The sequence below is a fragment of the Halorussus aquaticus genome (genome assembly GCF_024218795.1).
GTDB lineage: Archaea > Halobacteriota > Halobacteria > Halobacteriales > Haladaptataceae > Halorussus > Halorussus aquaticus.
Window position 1 is genome coordinate 2,871,108 of the sequence record NZ_CP100400.1, and the last position, 16,759, is coordinate 2,887,866.

Annotated in this window: 16 protein-coding genes and 2 pseudogenes; 7 read left to right on the forward strand and 11 right to left on the reverse strand. The window is 65.8% G+C overall.

Going from position 1 to position 16,759, the window contains the following annotated elements; all coding sequences use genetic code 11:
• Positions 1-264: 264 nt before the first annotated feature.
• Positions 265-531 carry an elongation factor 1-beta gene (locus NGM06_RS14775; RefSeq protein ID WP_163521903.1) on the reverse strand — a complete coding sequence of 89 codons (267 nt, stop codon included), beginning with the start codon at positions 529-531 and terminating at the stop codon, positions 265-267.
• Between the two features lie 2 nt (positions 532-533).
• Positions 534-713 carry an HVO_2753 family zinc finger protein gene (locus tag NGM06_RS14780; RefSeq protein WP_163521904.1) on the reverse strand — a complete coding sequence of 60 codons (180 nt, stop codon included), beginning with the start codon at positions 711-713 and terminating at the stop codon, positions 534-536.
• A 195-nt stretch (positions 714-908) separates the two neighbouring features.
• On the opposite strand from NGM06_RS14780, the gene NGM06_RS14785 reads away from it, so the two are divergent.
• The gene (locus NGM06_RS14785) at positions 909-1,868 is read left to right on the forward strand and encodes an FKBP-type peptidyl-prolyl cis-trans isomerase (protein WP_254267697.1); all 960 of its coding nucleotides are present in this window, start codon (positions 909-911) and stop codon (positions 1,866-1,868) included.
• Between the two features lie 508 nt (positions 1,869-2,376).
• Here NGM06_RS14785 and NGM06_RS14790 read toward each other — a convergent pair.
• The 6 genes and pseudogenes from NGM06_RS14790 to NGM06_RS14815 form a co-directional block, all read right to left on the reverse strand.
• A pseudogene (locus NGM06_RS14790) lies at positions 2,377-3,116 on the reverse strand (HFX_2341 family transcriptional regulator domain-containing protein).
• Positions 3,117-3,332: 216 nt separating this feature from the next.
• Complete coding sequence (locus tag NGM06_RS14795; RefSeq protein WP_163521908.1) at positions 3,333-3,959, reverse strand: RAD55 family ATPase; 627 nt, start codon at positions 3,957-3,959, stop codon at positions 3,333-3,335.
• Positions 3,960-3,986: 27 nt separating this feature from the next.
• Positions 3,987-4,673, reverse strand: a complete 687-nt coding sequence (locus NGM06_RS14800; RefSeq protein ID WP_254267698.1) for a MinD/ParA family ATP-binding protein — start codon at positions 4,671-4,673, stop codon at positions 3,987-3,989.
• A gap of 12 nt (positions 4,674-4,685) precedes the next feature.
• Positions 4,686-5,954, reverse strand: a complete 1,269-nt coding sequence (locus tag NGM06_RS14805) for a cation:proton antiporter domain-containing protein (protein ID WP_254267699.1) — start codon at positions 5,952-5,954, stop codon at positions 4,686-4,688.
• A 278-nt stretch (positions 5,955-6,232) separates the two neighbouring features.
• Positions 6,233-6,403 (reverse strand): HEWD family protein, encoded by a 171-nt coding sequence (locus NGM06_RS14810; RefSeq protein WP_254267700.1) that lies wholly within the window; start codon positions 6,401-6,403, stop codon positions 6,233-6,235.
• 68 nt (positions 6,404-6,471) lie between these two features.
• Positions 6,472-8,262, reverse strand: coding sequence for an ABC transporter substrate-binding protein (locus NGM06_RS14815; protein ID WP_254267701.1), 1,791 nt, complete (start codon positions 8,260-8,262; stop codon positions 6,472-6,474).
• 390 nt (positions 8,263-8,652) lie between these two features.
• Here NGM06_RS14815 and NGM06_RS14820 point away from each other — a divergent pair, with 390 nt between their 5' ends.
• Both NGM06_RS14820 and NGM06_RS14825 read left to right on the forward strand, forming a co-directional pair.
• Positions 8,653-9,528, forward strand: a complete 876-nt coding sequence (locus NGM06_RS14820) for an extracellular solute-binding protein (RefSeq protein ID WP_254267702.1) — start codon at positions 8,653-8,655, stop codon at positions 9,526-9,528.
• 42 nt (positions 9,529-9,570) lie between these two features.
• Complete coding sequence (locus NGM06_RS14825) at positions 9,571-10,455, forward strand: DUF7551 domain-containing protein (protein WP_254267703.1); 885 nt, start codon at positions 9,571-9,573, stop codon at positions 10,453-10,455.
• Between the two features lie 33 nt (positions 10,456-10,488).
• Here NGM06_RS14825 and NGM06_RS14830 read toward each other — a convergent pair whose 3' ends face one another.
• Entirely contained in the window at positions 10,489-10,953 is a 465-nt protein-coding gene (locus NGM06_RS14830) for a DUF7992 family protein (protein WP_254267704.1), read from the reverse strand.
• A gap of 210 nt (positions 10,954-11,163) precedes the next feature.
• Here NGM06_RS14830 and NGM06_RS14835 point away from each other — a divergent pair, with 210 nt between their 5' ends.
• Positions 11,164-11,940, forward strand: coding sequence for a DUF4397 domain-containing protein (locus NGM06_RS14835; RefSeq protein ID WP_254267705.1), 777 nt, complete (start codon positions 11,164-11,166; stop codon positions 11,938-11,940).
• A gap of 174 nt (positions 11,941-12,114) precedes the next feature.
• Positions 12,115-12,570 (forward strand): acyl-CoA thioesterase, encoded by a 456-nt coding sequence (locus NGM06_RS14840; RefSeq protein WP_254267706.1) that lies wholly within the window; start codon positions 12,115-12,117, stop codon positions 12,568-12,570.
• A 123-nt stretch (positions 12,571-12,693) separates the two neighbouring features.
• Here the strand turns inward: NGM06_RS14840 and NGM06_RS14845 are convergent, their stop codons facing one another.
• On the reverse strand, positions 12,694-12,918 hold the full coding sequence (locus NGM06_RS14845; RefSeq protein ID WP_254267707.1) for a hypothetical protein: 225 nt from the start codon (positions 12,916-12,918) through the stop codon (positions 12,694-12,696).
• 527 nt (positions 12,919-13,445) lie between these two features.
• On the opposite strand from NGM06_RS14845, the gene NGM06_RS14850 reads away from it, so the two are divergent.
• Both NGM06_RS14850 and NGM06_RS14855 read left to right on the forward strand, forming a co-directional pair.
• Entirely contained in the window at positions 13,446-14,750 is a 1,305-nt protein-coding gene (locus NGM06_RS14850; protein ID WP_254267708.1) for a TraB/GumN family protein, read from the forward strand.
• Between the two features lie 68 nt (positions 14,751-14,818).
• Positions 14,819-15,363, forward strand: a pseudogene (locus tag NGM06_RS14855) (zinc metalloprotease).
• Between the two features lie 44 nt (positions 15,364-15,407).
• Here NGM06_RS14855 and NGM06_RS14860 read toward each other — a convergent pair.
• Positions 15,408-16,703, reverse strand: coding sequence for an MFS transporter (locus NGM06_RS14860; protein WP_254267709.1), 1,296 nt, complete (start codon positions 16,701-16,703; stop codon positions 15,408-15,410).
• Positions 16,704-16,759: the final 56 nt, after the last annotated feature.

Below are 16,759 nucleotides of genomic sequence, written 5' to 3' on the forward strand. Positions count from 1 at the left end.
CGGCGGGACCGGATCTCCGAATTCCGTGCGCTCACGGATTCGCTTTGAGGAATCTACCGAACGGTGCTGATTCAACCGGCGAATAGCTCGGAAAGACACACCGACGTGCGCAGAGGGGTTCCTGTCTCCCTTTAAATATCTGGTCCGGGGACCGCGAAAACACGAGGTGGCTGTGGAGGTTCAGGGACCAACCTCGCACTGGCATCGCGACCGTGGAGAAATTACTGACGAGACGGCTTCAAAGTCCGCAAAACGGGAGTTCGCTTATATTCGGCCGACGTTCTCGACTTCCACGCTCTCGACGCCCTCGACGTTCGAGAAGTTCTCCTCGACGGCCTCGGTCCCGCCCGTGTCGTCGGGGACGATGACCGTCGGCAGGAGGGCGACGAGTCCGAACGCGACGTCGTCGCGCTCGAAGCCGTTGATTTTGGCTCCCTCGGGGAGCGAATCCTCGAGCGTCTCTTGGAGTTCGTCGAGGTCGATTTCGGGGCTCTGCGGCATGACCTTGATTTTAGCAGCTACCTTTCCCATGGTTACGGTCCCATAAACCCGCAGTCGGGGCACTCGTAGAGGTTGCTCTGCTTGCGGCACTTAGCGCAGCGGTAAATCTGCTGCCCGCAGTCGGGGCACTTGAACGACGCGGCGTTCGTCCCGGAGATGTTGATCCCACAGGAGACGCACCGTCGCGCCTGCGTCTGTTTGGACTGACTCATACCCTCTCTTTCCCGTGCGCGACTTTAAACCGTTTCGATAGCCCGTCCGCCGGGCGACCGACGTTCGAGGCGAGCGTGGCCGCTACGCCCCGACGCGACCCACTCCCTGCCGGTGGTTCTCCCCCGATTTACCCCGAAAGTCGGTCAGAAACGCGAAACGTGATTCTTAAGGGGCGAACGAGCGACGTTTCGGGTATGAGTGAAGAACAAGAGGCCGACGTGGCCGACGACGAGGAACAAACCGACGTCGAAGACGAGACTACCGAGGGACTCCAGCGAGGCGACTTCGTCCGTCTGGACTACACTGCGCGCACCGTAGAGGACGGCAACATCGTAGACACGACCGACCCCGAGGTCGCCGAGGAAGAGGGTCTCGACGAAGAGGAGCGCGAGTTCGAACCGCGCGTCATCGTTCTCGGCGAGGGTCACATCTTCGAGAGCGTCGAAGAGGCCATCATCGGCGAGGAAATCGGTCACTCGGGCAGCACGACCATCCCCGCCGAGGAGGCGTTCGGCGAGTACGACGCCGACGAAGTCAAGACCGTCAGCGCCAACAAGATTCCGGAAGACGAGCGCTACCCCGGCGCGCACGTCGACGTGGACGGCCAGCACGGGCACGTCGAGACCATCATCGGCGGCCGCGCTCGCGTGGACTTCAACCACCCGCTCGCGGGCGAGGACATCGAGTACGACTACGAGATCGTCGGCGAGGTCGACGACCGAGTCGAGCAGGCCCAAGGTCTCATCTCGATGTACATCGACGCCGACCTCGACATGTGGATCCAGACCGACGAGGTCGAAGAGGAGACGGTCGTCGAACCCGACGAGGACGACGAGGACGCCGAACCCGAGACCGAAACCGAGACGGTCGAGAAGGAGACCCTCTACATCGAGAGCACGCCGCAGTTGGCGATGAACCAGCAGTGGATGTTCCAGAAGCAGCAGATCGCTCAGAACGTCATGGACCAACTGGACCTCGACCGCGTCATCGTGCAGGAGACCATCGAGGGCGGCGGCATGGGTCCGATGGGCGGCATGATGGGCGGCATGGGCGGTGGCGACGTTGACCTCGAAGAAGCGCTCGAAGACGCCGACATGGACGAGGAAGAGATCGTCGAGGAACTCGAGGGCGACGCCGAAACGACCGAGGAGTAACTCCGACTCGTTTTCGTTTCTTTTTCGCCGATAGCGTCGCGTCTCGACCGCTCTGCCGGTCGTAACTCTTCGACAGTCCCGAACGCGCGACCGGAGGAGAATCGAATCTTTCGAAGGGAGGGCCGACCGTCAGCGGGTCGGAGGGCCGAGCGAATCTCGGGGCCGGACCGAACGATTCTACGGGGAACGGGCCGAACGAGGGTGGCCGCGCCAGCGGGGACCAAACCGCGGGCGGTGTCGCAGACGGCGACGGTGCCGCGCGAAGGAGGGCGAACGAGGGCCCTGAGAGACCTGCGGGGACCGCAGGGCGACCTGACTGGTCGAGAGGGGGACGGGCGGGTCGGTTCGGGGGAGGTCGGTTGCGACCTCCACTTCTGTCTACACCGCCGGTCGTATTCAACTCTGTCCGGATACTATCGAAACTACGCTAACGAGAGATAGTATAGATACAATCCATACTATCGGAACCGACGGGGCGAGTGGGACGCGTCGAAGCCAGAAGACGGGCTTAGAGGTCTCGAACTTTGTGGCGAAACGCGCGGAGGGCGTCCGCGCCGGTCTCGGTGAGGAGTACCTGCTTGCGGCGGCCGACGTCCTCGATTTCGACGTAGCCGTCTTCGAGCAGCGGATCGACGACGTTCGCGTTCAGGAGCGCGAACTTGGCCTTGTCGTTCGCGGGGTCGTTGTCGGCGATGAACGCGAGTTCCTGTTCCTCGGCGTACTCGATGAGGTCCTTCTTCTTCACGGTGTAGGCCTCGGTGTTCGCGTCCGCGAGGAAGTCCATGACCGCGACTTGGTCCGTCGTCGGCGACTCGATGGGGTAGACGGGAGGACTTCGTCGTCCTCGTAGCCGTGACTCCGGAGTCGTTCGCGGTCGGGGTACTCCTCGGGGTGGACGTAGTACGCGGTGGCGTCGGTCGCCATGCACGCGATGGCGGCGCCGACCGCCGAGAGTTTCGACCCGCTGGAGACGTTCACGCGGACGATGTCGTCGGCGTGGTCTGCGGTCAGCGTGGTCACGACGCCCAATACGTCGTAGATGTCGAACACGTCCACGCTCCGAGACCGAACCGAGACCTCGAGGTCGTCCAACTCCGACCGCAAGTCGTCGTGGAACGCGGGCCCGCTTCCGGGGTCGTCGTGTTCGAGGAGGTAGAGTACGTCGACGTTGTGTCTGCGAACCGGACCGACGATGCGGTCGTACTCGAACCCGAGCGGAGCGATGTGGACCTCGTCTATCGTCTGCATGGGGGACAGGTCGATGGCCGCAGGCGTCTGGCTTAAGTTCTCGGCTTCGAGTCGGCGAAGGGTGAGAGTAGCCGATTTCCGGCGTAGCCGTCAGCGAGAGACGAACGGCGCTCAGGAGGCCTCTTTCAGTCTACCCGGAGAGCGGTGTCTGGCGGACTGCCATTCCAAAGTACCGTCTGCTACGCTCGGCGACGGAGAACCCGAACTCTCGTCCGTTCACGCGATGTCGCGACTCGTGTCGATGCGCACCGACTCCGCGAGTTCGAGTTTGATGGTCTCGGGGAGCGCCCGGCCGCCGCGGAACTTCGGCACGGCGAGGCGGGTCTCGACGGTGTCGCCCGAGTACTCCGTGTGCAACTGGAACACCACGTCGGCGACGTGTTCGGTCACGTCGCGGGTGTCGGGCACCGACCGGCCGTCGAGGCAGTGCAGAATTGCGACGCCTTCGGTGTTGTGGAGGTGGTTCTGGAGGTCGTTGAGGAAATTCCGGTAGCGACCTTCGTCGCGTTTCTCCAGCAGGTCTACCGGGTCGATGACGAGATTCGAGTCCTCAGGGAGACGACGGAAGAGGCGCTGGGAGTGGTCCAGCGGCGCATCCCCCGGGACGTGGCGCACGTCGGGCGACCCGGTGTGTCCGGGGGTGCGCTCCAGCGCTTTGGTCACGGCGGTCTCGTCGCGGTCGGTCGAGAGATAGAGGGTCTGGCGGGCAGAGGTGAACTCGTAAAGCAGTAACTCCGCCTGACTCGCGGGCGGTGCCGACAGCGAGACGATGCTCCCCCTCGGCAGTCCGCCGTCGAGTTTCCTATCTAACACCTCGATACCCGTCGAAAGACGCCGTGACACGTATTTGCACGATTAAGGAACGTTGTTTCATAAGTATTTGGGCTGGAGTGCTGACACGATGCCGTCGTGAGCGGCGCGCACCCGCTCGCTGGACAGCGGTTTTCCTCCCGAGGCGTCGTCGGTCACGGCTGCCTCGATTTCAACCTCCGGCACGACGCCGAGGACCGGAGCGTCGAGCAGGCGGCCGACCCCGTCCGGCGGGTCGGCGGCGCGTGTTACGACCGCGCCCGCGACCGGCGTATCGAGTTCGCGGGCCATCGCGGCGGTCTTGGCCGCGTCGCGCAGACAGGCGGGTTCGGCGGTGGTCACGACTACCGCGGCGTCGGCGGCCCGGAGCGGCGCGACGGCGTCCGGTCCCGCCCCGGCCGGACAGTCGAAGAGGGCGGCGTCGGCGCACCCCCGGACGCGCCCGAGGGGCGTCCCCGTCTCGGGGGGAGTTCGGTCCGCGGTCGGCGGACCGGTCTCGGCGGGAATCACACCGACGCCGGGCGCGGGTTCGTCTGCGATTCCCGCGACCATTCGCGGCGGCCACCCCGCGGCCACGGCGTCGAGACCCGGGTCGCGCGCCACCCCGGCCATCGCGTGGAGGTCGGGCATCTCCCGGTCCGCGTCGGCCGCGAGGACGCTCCTTCGCTGGCGGACGAGCGCGGCCGCGAGTCCGAGCGTGGTGGTCGTCTTCCCTGCTCCGCCCTTCCCTCCGGCGACGGCTAACATACCCGCGCTTCGTCACCCTCTCGGATTTGAACTTTGTGGACGGTCCCGTCCGCGCTCCGACGCCGTGTCCGGCGGCATCTGACGAGACAGGGGTGTTGCCGAGAGTCCGTGGGCCAACAACGAGGCGAACACCAGCAGCGAGACGACGGGCCAAATCCGGCGCAGGCCGGTCCGCTGGACGGCGAACATCACGTAGAACAGCGTCGAGATACCTATCGGTCCGAACCACGCCGTGAACCCGACGTCCTTCCGCGTGCGAAGGGGAGCGAGTCCGCTGGCGAGGGCCACCACGACCGGTGGCCGACGGAGGAGGAGAACCAGTACGGCGAGCAGAATTCCGCGCCAACCGAGGGTCAGCCACCCGCCCCACGGAATCGCGACGCCGAAGAGGACGAACGTCGGGAGGACGAAGAACTTGGTCATCGCCTTCTGGACGTTCTTCTCCTTCGAAGGCTGTTGCGTGCCGGGTGCCATCCGGTAGGCGATGCCCGCGACGAACGACGCCAAGATGCCGTCCATGCTCAGCAGTCGTGCCGCACCCAGTACCGCGAAGGTGAGCGCGAGGGTGTACGCCACGAACCCCCGCTCTTCGACGATATCGGCGAGGTCAGCCCACTGGAACAGTCGCGCGGCCGAGAACCCGAGCGCCGCCCCGAGGACGACGGCCCCGACGACTTGCCATCCGACGACGTACGTGGCCCAGCGCGTCAGCGCCTCGCCCGTCGGCCGGGTGAGCATCAGTATCGGGAGGAGGACGAGCGGGTACACGGCACCGTCGTTGGCCCCGGACTCGGCCGAAATGAAGTGACGGACGCGCGCCGGGATGTTCTTCTCCGCCACCGGTCCCGTGACTATCGTGGTGGCGACGATGGGGTCGGTGGAGGTGACGGTGGCCCCGACGAGCATCGCGACCCAGAACGAGACGCCCAACAGGCCCCACACGAGCAGACCGCTGACCAGCGCCATCAGCACCATCCCCGCACCGAGGATGACCGCGAGCGACCGCCAGTGTTCGACGGGATACCCCCGCGGGAGTCGCAGTGCGACACCCATGTCGGCGACGGCGAGCGTCACCCGCGTGACCTGCGTCAGGACGCGGGGTGAATCGGCCGCCGAAGGGAGGCCGAGCAGTTGGACTCCCGCCGGTCCGAGAGCCACGCCCAACGCGACGGCCGTCAGCGGTTCCGTGAGATACCACTTCTGCTCGAACCACTTCTGTAGCAGTCCCAACAGCAGAATCAACACCCCGGCGGCGAACAACCAGCGGTACAGCGCTACCATCGTCTCAGTTCGGCCCTGCCGCCGGTTCTACGAGACGGCGTTTCGAGGGTGTCGAGCGATCCCGACCCCCTCCGAAAATCGGTAGTCGCGTCGCCCGCTTATCGACGCCCCCCGTTCGTCCATCGACAGTCCCGGTCGGTCCATCGAAACCACCCTCGATAGGACTCATCGTCTCGAATCGTGAACACGGACGAACGTATAAATCGGCTGGCGGCGATGTCACGGACTCTCGCGAACCAACCGGGTATTCGCGCGACCGACCCCGTGTCGGTTCGCGCCTACTCCCGAATCGGTCGATACGCGCCGTTGATGTCCCACTCGTGGATACAGAACGGGTCTCCGGTGTACGCTTCGCTCTCGATTCGCCAGTTACGTTCGCTGTCGTCCCACACGTCGCGTCGTCCGCACCGCTGGCACTCTCGTTCGCTCGGCGGGTCGAGTTCGGTCATTGCGTGGGAGGAAGACGCACGGGCACTTAAGCCAGTCCCCTCTCACAAGGTTTTCCGGGAGTCGCCGGTCAGTCGCGAGACCCGACGCGGACGTCGTCGTACTTGTGCATCGAGAATCCGGCGGCCCCGGTCTTCGGCACGTCCACCCAGTCGTAGTAGAACCCCTCTCCGACGGGGTGATACACGGGGAGGGCGACTACGTCCTCCCAGTTGGCCGTCTCCATCTGACGGTAGGCCTCGACCCGCGCCTGCCGGTCTGCCTCGCTCGCCGACGAGTGGGACAGCACGCGCTCCCAAGCCTGCTTCGCGCGGTCGGCGGCGGGCGTGCCGCCCCAGTTGAAGAACTGCTCGTCCGACGACGGCGGGTAAAGTATCTCAAGGAAACTGTCCGGGGCCGGGTACTCCATCACCCACCCGTAGGAGAAGGCCTCCAGTTTGCCGTTCCGACCGCGCTCGGCGATGGTGGGGAACGGGGCGCGCTCGACGGAGAGGTCGACGCCCACGCGGGCGAGTTTGTCGCGCAGGAGTTTCCCGGTCTCGAACCACGCCGCCGCGTCGTAGACCGTGAGCGTGACCTCCGCGGGGTCGTCAGGTCCGTGGCCCGCGTCCGCGAGCGCGTCGCGGGCCGCCTCGAATCGCGATTCGTCGAGTCCGTACGGGTACTCCTCGGCGTCCGACTGATACGCCGAGTTCCCGCCGGGGTAGACGTTCGGCGGCGTGAGGTGGGCGGCCCGCTCGCCGCGACCCTCGTGGACCTTCTCGACCTGCATCTGCTGGTTCAGGACGTAGGCGACCGCTCGCCGCACTGGCTTGGCGACGCGCTCGGCGTTGAACCCGAGATAGAAGGTCCACGTCTGGGGAATCTGGTGGTATTGGACCGTCTCGCCGTTCTCCGGCAGCGGTCCGTAGGTGCCGACCTTCCGGCCCTTCTCGTCGGTAGTCTCTATCGACACGAGGTTGGGGTCGAACTTCCCGCTCGGTATCCAGAAGGCGTCGGCGTTCTTGTTGATGGCGTACGTGTACTCGGCCGAGGGCGTGCTGGTGACCTCCCAACGAATCCCATCGACGTACGGCCCGTCGCCGCGGTAGTCGTCGCGCGCGGAGACCGCGTACTCGACGTCCTTCGTCCACGTCTCGAACTCGAAGGGACCCGCACCGACGGGGTTCTCGGTGGCGAACTCCGAGTAGGACATCTCGCCGTCGTAGCCCTCGACGTCGCCCACGATGCCTTCCGGGACGACCGAGAGCGACGGATAGGCCAGCACGCCCATAGCGGCGTGAAACGGTTCGGAGAGTCGAATCTCGACGGTCCGGTCGGCTATCGCCTCGACGCCGAGCGTGCCGGGTTCGTAGCGCTCGGCGCTGCCGTCCTCGGTTTCGACTGTCTCAGTCCGGTGTTCGACGCCGAGGACGTCGAGCAGTTTGCTCGCCGAGGCGGAGTGTTCCGAGGCGACGGCGCGTTCGAACGAGTAGACCACGTCGTCGGCCCGAACCGGTCGCCCGTCGGCGAACGTCGCCTCCGGGTCGAGTTCGAAGGTGTGGACGGTGCCGTCGTCGGAGACACTGTGGTCGTCGGCCAACAGCAGTTCGGGGCCGATGTTCCCTTTCGGATAGTGGACTAGGCCGTCGAACAACTGCGTGATGACCGTGGTGGTCGCGGAGTCGTTGGTGGCAGCGGGGTCGAGCGTCTGGATGGGTTCTCCGACCATCTGGAAGGTCCGGTCTCGGTCGGAGTCGTCGGCCGTCGGTGCGCTACCGGAGCATCCGGCGAGGCCGACACCCACTGCGACGCTCCCGGCGGTTCCGAGGAAGGCGCGACGCGACGTGGAGGACGGCGTGGCGGGTTCGTTGGGTCTCATGGTGGAATCTCCCGTCTCGAACGACGGACGTACGTTCTAATTTTAACTTCGAGACAAATATCTACCTAATTCGTCGGAGTATGGGACTGAAAATCACGGTGCGGTCACCCAAAACGGTACCACCGGAGAACTGACCTCGATAGAGGACCGTCTCTCCGACAGAAGTCCGGTCGCTGGAAGGGAGTCTTCCGTCGTCGTACGTGAATATCCGGTCATCGGGGGCGTCGAGTAACTTCGAGCGCGTTCGCTGAGTCGGCGTCACTCGACGCGACCTCTCGCGAATCGGGGGCGCGTTCGAGACTGAAAGAGTGGCCCATCGTCGCGATAGGACCGCGTGTAAGTGAAACTGGTTACGAAATCCTTTTTCCGTAGCGTATTATCGTTACCTTCGTGTCGAGTCGTCGCAACGTCCTCCGGCGCGGCGCGGGCCTGCTCGCGGTCGGAAGCGCCGCGGGCGTCGGTTCGCTCTCGGTCGGTTCTGACGACGGAGAGCGGAGCGCCGACTCCCGCACTGCGAACGCTCTCGTCGCGGGAAGCCTCCAGACCGTCGCTACCGGGGTCGGTGGCGCGACCGTCGAGGCACACGGCAGCGTCGCCTGCCGCCGACTCCTCGAAGACGGTCTGCGCGACCCGGACGCGGTGGCGCTGGCGGACCCGCGCCTGTTCGACGGTCTGGCCGAGCGCGCGACCGTCTTCGCCGCGAACGCGCTGGTCGTGGCGGTCAACCCCGACTCTCCCGCGGCCGAGTACGCTGCGAGTGGCGGAGAGACGACCGACCGCGACGACTGGCGCGGCCTGCTCGCAGACCCGGCCCTCGCGCTGGGTCGGACCGACCCCGACCGGGACCCCCTCGGCTATCGGACGGTGATGGCGCTCGACCTCGCCGACGGAATCGACGCCGCGGCCGTGCGCGCACGGTCGCAGGTCTTCCCCGAGACCGGACTGCTCCGGACGCTCGAAGCGGGCGGACTCGACGCCGCCTTCGCCTACCGGAACATGGCGGTCGAACACGACCTCCCGTTCCTCGCGCTTCCCGACGGTATCGACTTCTCGAACCCCCGACTGGCCGACGAGTACGCCAGCGCGAGCGTGTCGCTCGACGACCGAACGGTCTCGGGGTCGCCGATTCGGTACGCCGCCCACGCCCGGACCGACCGCGGACGCCGGTGGGTTCGGACCCTCACCTCGGCGCGCGAGACCCTCCGAAACGCAGGGTTTGTCGTGCCGGACGGCTATCCGCGGACGCGAAAGATACGGGGACACTGAACCGGAATTTACTTACGAACCGGATTTTTAGGCTAGCCTAAAATGGTCGGCGCAACTCTGAGCGACCTGCGAGAGCGCATCGCAGAACACCACGACGACGGCGGTCGGTACTACGTGAACTGCGCCCGGACGGGCGAACGGCCGGTGCCGGTCGCGGGCAAGCGATTCCCCGACCGGGAGACCGCCGTCGCGGCCGCCGAACTCGCCGCCGAGTACCGCGCGGAACTCCGGCGGTACGACCCACGGCTACCCCACTACGACCTCGTGGTCTCGGAGGACCCCGGCGACCGCGACTCGGTGGACCCGGTCCCGTCGGCCGAGGATTCGTTGGACGCTGCGACCGCTTCGGACTTCTGTCACGACGTGGCCGCCGCGGTGTTCGAGGCGCTCTCGGAACTCGGCGAGAACAGCGTCGAGCGCGCCGTCTTGGAGGCGTATCTCCACTCGGCCGAGTCCGTGACCGACCCCGACGAGTTGTGTCTGGTTCTGCTCTCGACCGCGGCGACCGAAATCGACGCCAGACTCGACCCCGGGCGACAGGCACGAGTCCTCCGAACCGCCGCGAATCGACTCGGGACGCCGTCGCGGTTGGACGACCCGATGCGCGCGACGCTGGCACGTCTCGACGGTCTCTCGCTGGTCGGCGACTACGCGGTCGTCCCGAACGGCGATACCGCCGCGGATTCCGATTCGGAGGGTGATACCGGGCGCTCGTGGAGAATTACGGTCGAGGAGTACGCCTTCGAAGCGTCCGAGGGTCGAGTTCCGACGCTCCCGTTCGCGGTCGAACTCTTCCGACACCTCCCGGCGGAGACGGTCGCGGTGGCGGACCTGCGGGCGATGACCGAGAGTCGGTGGGAGTGCGTCGTCTCGACCGACCCCGACCGCGCTCGGGCGGTCAGTCTCGCCGTCCCGGAGAACCGCTGAACGCCGCTCTCGCGACGGCGGCGTCTGGAGACCTCACGTCTCGAAATCGGGGAGGTCCTCTGGTGCTTCGTAGTCGGCCTCCCAGTCGATGTAGTCGGACTCCAGCACGTCGCAGACGATTTGGCCGAGTTCGGTCATCGCGGCGTTGATGCCCGAAACCGCGTTCCACGAGTCGAGGTCGGGGTGGTAGTCTCGCTCCTTCCAGTCCTCGGGGATGCCCGGCGCGTGGTAGCCGACCCTGTCGGCGAAGTCGTCCCAGAAGAAGTCGAACTCGCGGAACAGGCCGAGTTCCCGGGCGATTTCGAACTCCGACTCGTCGAGGTCGGTGTGTTCGGACCACTCGCCGAACGCCTCGTCCCACGCGCCGTCCCGGAGGAACGCCTCCAGTTCTTCCCGACGGTAGTCGGTGTCGCCCTGTACCTCCACGTCGTCGTACTCCTGCATGTCGGTCCCTTCGGACAGTTCGGGCGGGTCCGGAACGGCAGCGTCGAGTCCCATGGTCGCCAGATAGTGCGGAACGCGGATAAACGTTCGTCTACCGAGGAGACCAACAACTCGCGTTACGGGGTGATTTCCGCCGGAGTGCGTGAGGGTCCGGGTTGAACGACTAATCCGGGCGTAATCCACGTTTCTCGACCGCTACGGCCCATTACTCGATAAATGGTCGTGGAGATTTAAGGAGACTTCGTCCTGAGGGCCGGTCGCAGTATGCTTGAAACGGAGAGAAACACGACACGACGACTGGCGACGATAAGCGTCGCCGTGCTGGTGTTGACTGGATTCGCGGGGGTCGGCATGGTAACAGTGGGAGCGACTGACTCGGGAGCGACCGACTCGGGGGCAGCGCAGGTCCGAGTGGCGCACCTCTCGCCGGACGCGCCTGCCGTCGACGTGTTGGTCGACGGGAACGTGGCGCTCGATGGCGTCGAGTACGGTACAATCAGCGACTACTTGCAGGTCCCGGCGGGCGAACACACGGTGACGATACGGACCGACGAGAACGAGACGGTCGTCTTCGAGGGGAACGTCAGCGTCGAGGCCGGGACGATGTACACCGTCGCGGCCATCGGCGAGGTCAGCGAGGAGACCTTCCGACCGGCGATATTCGTCGACGACGCGGAGGAAACACAGGAGAACGCCTCGGTCCGGCTAATTCACGCCTCACCCGACGCACCCACCGTGGACGTGACCGTCGCGGGGTCCGGCGCGGTCCTCTACGACAACGTGACGTTCGGTAACGCGACCGACTACGTGGAAGTGCCCGCGGGCGACTACACGCTCGAAGTCCGACCCGCGACCGAGAACAACGACGGCGAAGTCGTGGGTACGTACAACGTCTCGCTGGAGAGCGGAACCGCGTACTCGGCGATAGCGTCGGGGTACCTCACGCCCGACGACGAACCGGCGAACGTTCCGTTCGATCTCATCGTGACGACGGACGGCGGCGGTGAGACGATGGCGAACGAGACGACGGCCGAGATGTAACGACGACGAGACGGAATCGACTACGGCGTGCGCACAGCAGTCGCCGTTCAATTTTTCGGATACCGCACTCGCCTGCTCCCGGCATCGTTGGCGGGCTCCGGTAGCGATTCGACCACCGCCGTTCGCTCGGGGGAGTTCAGTACGTTCATTGTTCCGCTGGCGTAACCCGCTACCATGACCGACTTGATGGACACCTACATCGAAAACCGCCACCTGATTCAGCCCAACCACACCAACAACCTCGGCATGGCCCACGGCGGAAACGTCATGAAGTGGATGGACGTGGACGGGGCGCTCTCGGCGATGCGATTCGCGGGCCAGACCTGCGTCACGGCCCGCATGGACCAGATGAACTTCGTTCAGCCGATTCCGGTCGGCGAGACGGCGCTGATACAGGCGTACGCGTACGGGGCGGGCGAGACGAGCGTTCGGGTTCGTCTCAAGGCCTTCCGCGAGAACCCCCAGACCGGCGAGACCGAACTGACGACCGAATCGTTCTTCGTCTACGTCGCCATCGACGACGACCACGACCCGTCGCCGGTCCCGGAACTGACGGTGAACAGCGAGAAGGGCGAGCGACTCCGCGAGGAAGCGCTCAGCGGCGAAGCGGAGATTCCGAACGGGGCGTAGCGTAGTTTCCTGCGGTGGTAGTCCCGGACTCGATACTCCTCTTCTCGCTCTCCCCCTTCCCTGTCTCGGCCACCTGCACTCCACTACTCGGAGTAGGTGGCCGCGCTATCGCTGTCGGCCCTGCTAGTTCTCGGTGCTCTCTCGACCGTGGTGATGATGGTGGTGGTGATGGTGATGGTGGTGCTGTTCACCGCCCTGTCGGCCCTGCCTGCGCTGCGTGTCGTCACCGCCGCCGTACTGGCGGTTCATGTGTTCGCCCTCGCGCATCTGGCGCGTGTCGGTCTGGCCCGCCTCGGCCCGCCTCGCTTCGGCTTGTCCTTGGTCGGTCTGCTGCGGACCGCGTTGCACCGGACGGTGTTGACTCGTCTGGTGACTCTCTAGACCCTGACCGGACTGCTGGTGCTGGGTGGGTCCGTGCGCGGTTTGTTGGTGCTGGGCGTCTTCGTGGCCGGACTGCTGGTGCTGGGCGTGTCCGTGCCCGACGTTCTGGTGCTGGTGGGACTCGTGGTGTTGGCTCGTTCCCTCCGGTCTGGCCCCCCGCGACCGGTCCCGACCACCCGAGCTATTCTGCGTTCCTTGCTCCCGGTCGTCCATCTCTTCGCGTTGATACTGTCTGTGTCCTCGACGGCCTCCCCAACGGCTCCGAGTGTTCCGTGCCATAGTCGTCTCTCCGGTCGGTTGCACCACCGGACTGTCCTTAGGGGTACTGGGCAGAGACTGACAGATTCCGGTCGCCGACGGGACTCTCGTCGGTTGTTCGTTCGTTAACTGCACGGTCACGGAACCCCTTCGGTCTGGCCCGGCGGAACCCTCGGACCGTTGGTAATTCTCTCGGCACCGACAACGGTAAAAAGGGATAGCGTGTAAGGCGAACGATGAGCGATTCAGCCGAGTTAGACGCCGGCGACGACGGAGGCGGCAGCGTCCACGTCGTCGGGACCGCCCACGTCTCCGCGGACAGCGTCGAGGAGGTCCGCGAGACCATCGACGAGCGACGCCCCGACGTGGTCGCCGTCGAACTCGACGAGGGGCGCTACCGCCAGATGAAAGGCGAAGTGGCTCAGGACCTCGAACCCTCGGACCTGCTCGAAGGCAACACCGTCTTCCAGTTCATCGCCTACTGGATGCTGTCGTACGTGCAGGCCCAGATGGGCGACCGGTTCGACATCGAACCCGGCGCGGACATGGAGGCGGCCATCGACGCCGCCGAGGCTATCGGTAGCGAGGTGGCGCTGGTGGACCGCGACATCCAGATGACCATCCAGCGCTTCTGGGCGCGGATGTCGGTCCTCGAGAAACTCCGGATGGTCTGGGAACTCTGTCTGGCGATGGTCGGCGTCGGTGGTGCCGGAGAGGAAGAGGAGGACTTCGACGTCGGGGAACTGACCGACGGCGACGTGGTGACCGCGATGATGGAGGAGTTCCGCCAGTTCTCTCCCGGCGGGGCAGAAGCCCTCATCGACGAACGCGACGCCTTCATCGCCCACCGACTCGTGGCGCTCCGACGGGCGGGCCACGACGTCGTCGCGGTCGTCGGCGCGGGCCACCGCGCGGGCATCGAAGAGTACCTCGACCACCCCGAGCGCCTGCCGCCGATGGAGGACCTCGTCGGGACCGAGTCGGGGCGGCGGTTCTCCCCGTTCAAGATTTTCGGCTACCTGATGGCGGCCGGATTTCTGACGTTCTTCTTCCTGCTGTTCATGGCTGGCGTCCAGAACACCCTCCTGCTGAAGGTGTTCGGGGCGTGGTTCCTGTTCAACGGTATCTTCGCGTTCGGACTGGCGAAGTTGGCGGGCGCGCGCTGGACCTCGGCGGGCGTCGGCGGAGCGGTGGCGTGGCTCACCAGCGTCAACCCCCTGCTCGCGCCGGGGTGGTTCGCCGGGTACGTCGAACTCCGGTACACCTCGGTCAACGTCGGCGACATCGCCGAACTCAACGAGATTCTGAGCGACCAAGAGACCCCGATTCGGGACCTCCTCCGGCAGATGATAGACGTCCCGCTGTTCCGACTCATCGCCATCGTGGCGATGACCAACGTCGGCAGCATGATAGCGAGTTTCGCGTTCCCGTTCGTCGTCCTGCCGCTGCTGGGGTCGCAGGTCGGCGTCGACCAGATACCCGACTTGATGATACAGGGCGCGCAGAACAGCGCGGACCTCATCGTCCGGACGCTCACATGAAGGTCGGAACCATCCGGTTCGGAACTCGCGAACTGCTCGACATCGCGGTGGCGTGGGCCGCCCTGAGCGTGGCGTTCGCGCTGTTCTTCGCGGGCGGCGGCCGGACGGTCATCTACCGGCCGACCGTCCTGCTCGGTCTGCTCCCGGCGAGTCTCGTGACGGCGGGACTCGGCTTCCTGCTCCACGAGATGCCCACAAGGTCACCGCGATCCGGTTCGGGCAGGTCGCGGAGTTCCGCGCGGACTACGGCATGCTGTTTCTGGCTGTCGCCGGGGCGCTCGCCGGGTTCCTGTTCGCCGCGCCAGACGCGGTGTATCACCGTGGCCGGGCCACGCTCCGGGAGAACGGTCTCATCGCGCTGGCCGGGCCGCTGACGAACGTCGCGCTCGGGATTGCGTTCTTCCCGCTCGAACTCCTTCTCGGCGGGGCGCTCGGGAGCGTCGCGGCGCTGGGCGTCCGCATCAACTCCCTGCTGGCGGGGTTCAACATGATTCCGTTCGGCCCGCTCGACGGGAACACCGTCAAGAAGTGGAGTCTCGGCGCGTTCGTCGGGTTCGGTCTCCCCTGCTTCGCGCTGGCGGCGTGGGCGCTCTTCGGGTTCTCGTTCGTCTGAGAGGCGGTCGCTTTTCCTCCTCCGTACTACTTCGCTAACGGCGGTTAGTCGCCCGAGGAGAACGAGAAGAGCGAGGAGAGGGACCGTTGGGGCGTGGTCGGTTCCTCCACCTGCGTCCAGACCAGCACGACGCCGACGGCCGCGAGCGCCGCGCCGAACGCGAACGGGACGGCGAAGCCGAACGAGACGAGGAATCCGGACACGAGGGGACCGAACGCCACGCCGAACCCGAACGCCATCGTCAACACCGAGAGCGTCGTCCCCGACCGCCCCTCGGGCGCGAGGTCACCGGCGAGCGCGAGCGCGGGCGCGAACACCATCGCTCCGGCCGCGCCTTGGACGAACCGGGCCGAGAACATCAGCCACGGGTCGTAGACGAACCCTTGGACCAACGTCGTGGGGACGAGCAGTATCGTCCCGACGACGATGAAGCCCTTCCGCCCGTAGAAGTCGGTCGCGCGTCCGACGGGGACCTGCAGCAGTATCTGAGCGAGGACGAACGCCGCGAACTGGAGACCGAACAGCGTCGGCCCTTGGTCGAGTCGAGCGTTGATGATGTCGCCCAGCGTGGCGAACAGCGCGATGCCGACCGCCATGAAGAAGGAGACGACGCCGAGCGTGAACACGGGGTCGAGTATCCCGCGACCGCGACGGTCGAGGATAGCGATTCCACCAAGACCGCGGTCGTCCTCGTCGGTCGCCGGGACCTCGGGGTCCCGAATCAGGAACAGGATGAGGAAGAAGCTGATGGTCGCCGTCAGCGTGGCGAAGTAGAACGCGGCGTCGAACCCGCTGAACGCGACTCGTAGCGCGCCGAGGTCGATAGCGTACGGCCCGGCCGAGACCACGACGCCCGCCGCGACGGGGCCGACGCCGAAGCCGACCAGACGGAACGTGTTGTAGGTCCCCATGTTCCCGCCGCGATTCGACGAGGACGCGAGGTCGTTGACGAGTGCGACAGTCGTCGGGATGATGAGCGCGCCCGCGACTCCCTGCAGCGCCCGGAGTCCGACGAGGTGCCAGTAGGTGGACGCCAGCGAGTACGAGAAGCTCGCGGTACCGATGAGGACGAGGCCAGCGAGTACGAACACCTTGCGGCGTCCCGTTCGGTCGGACAGTCGTCCCGTGAAGGGCTGTAACGGACTGTTGACGAACCCGAACAGCGAGAGCACGATGCCGGTGACGGCGACCTCGTTCAGTCCGAAAGTGGCCCCGGAGATGGCCTCGTTCCCGATGAACAGCGGCAGGACGACGATGAGAAACGAGTTGCCGACGGACTCGGTCATGCGCGCCAGTGCCAGCGTCACGACTTGCGGATCGACTCCCAGCCGGTTCGACATCAGCCGTGATTCACCGCGTCTGGCCCCATCATACTACACGTTCCGGTATCGACACG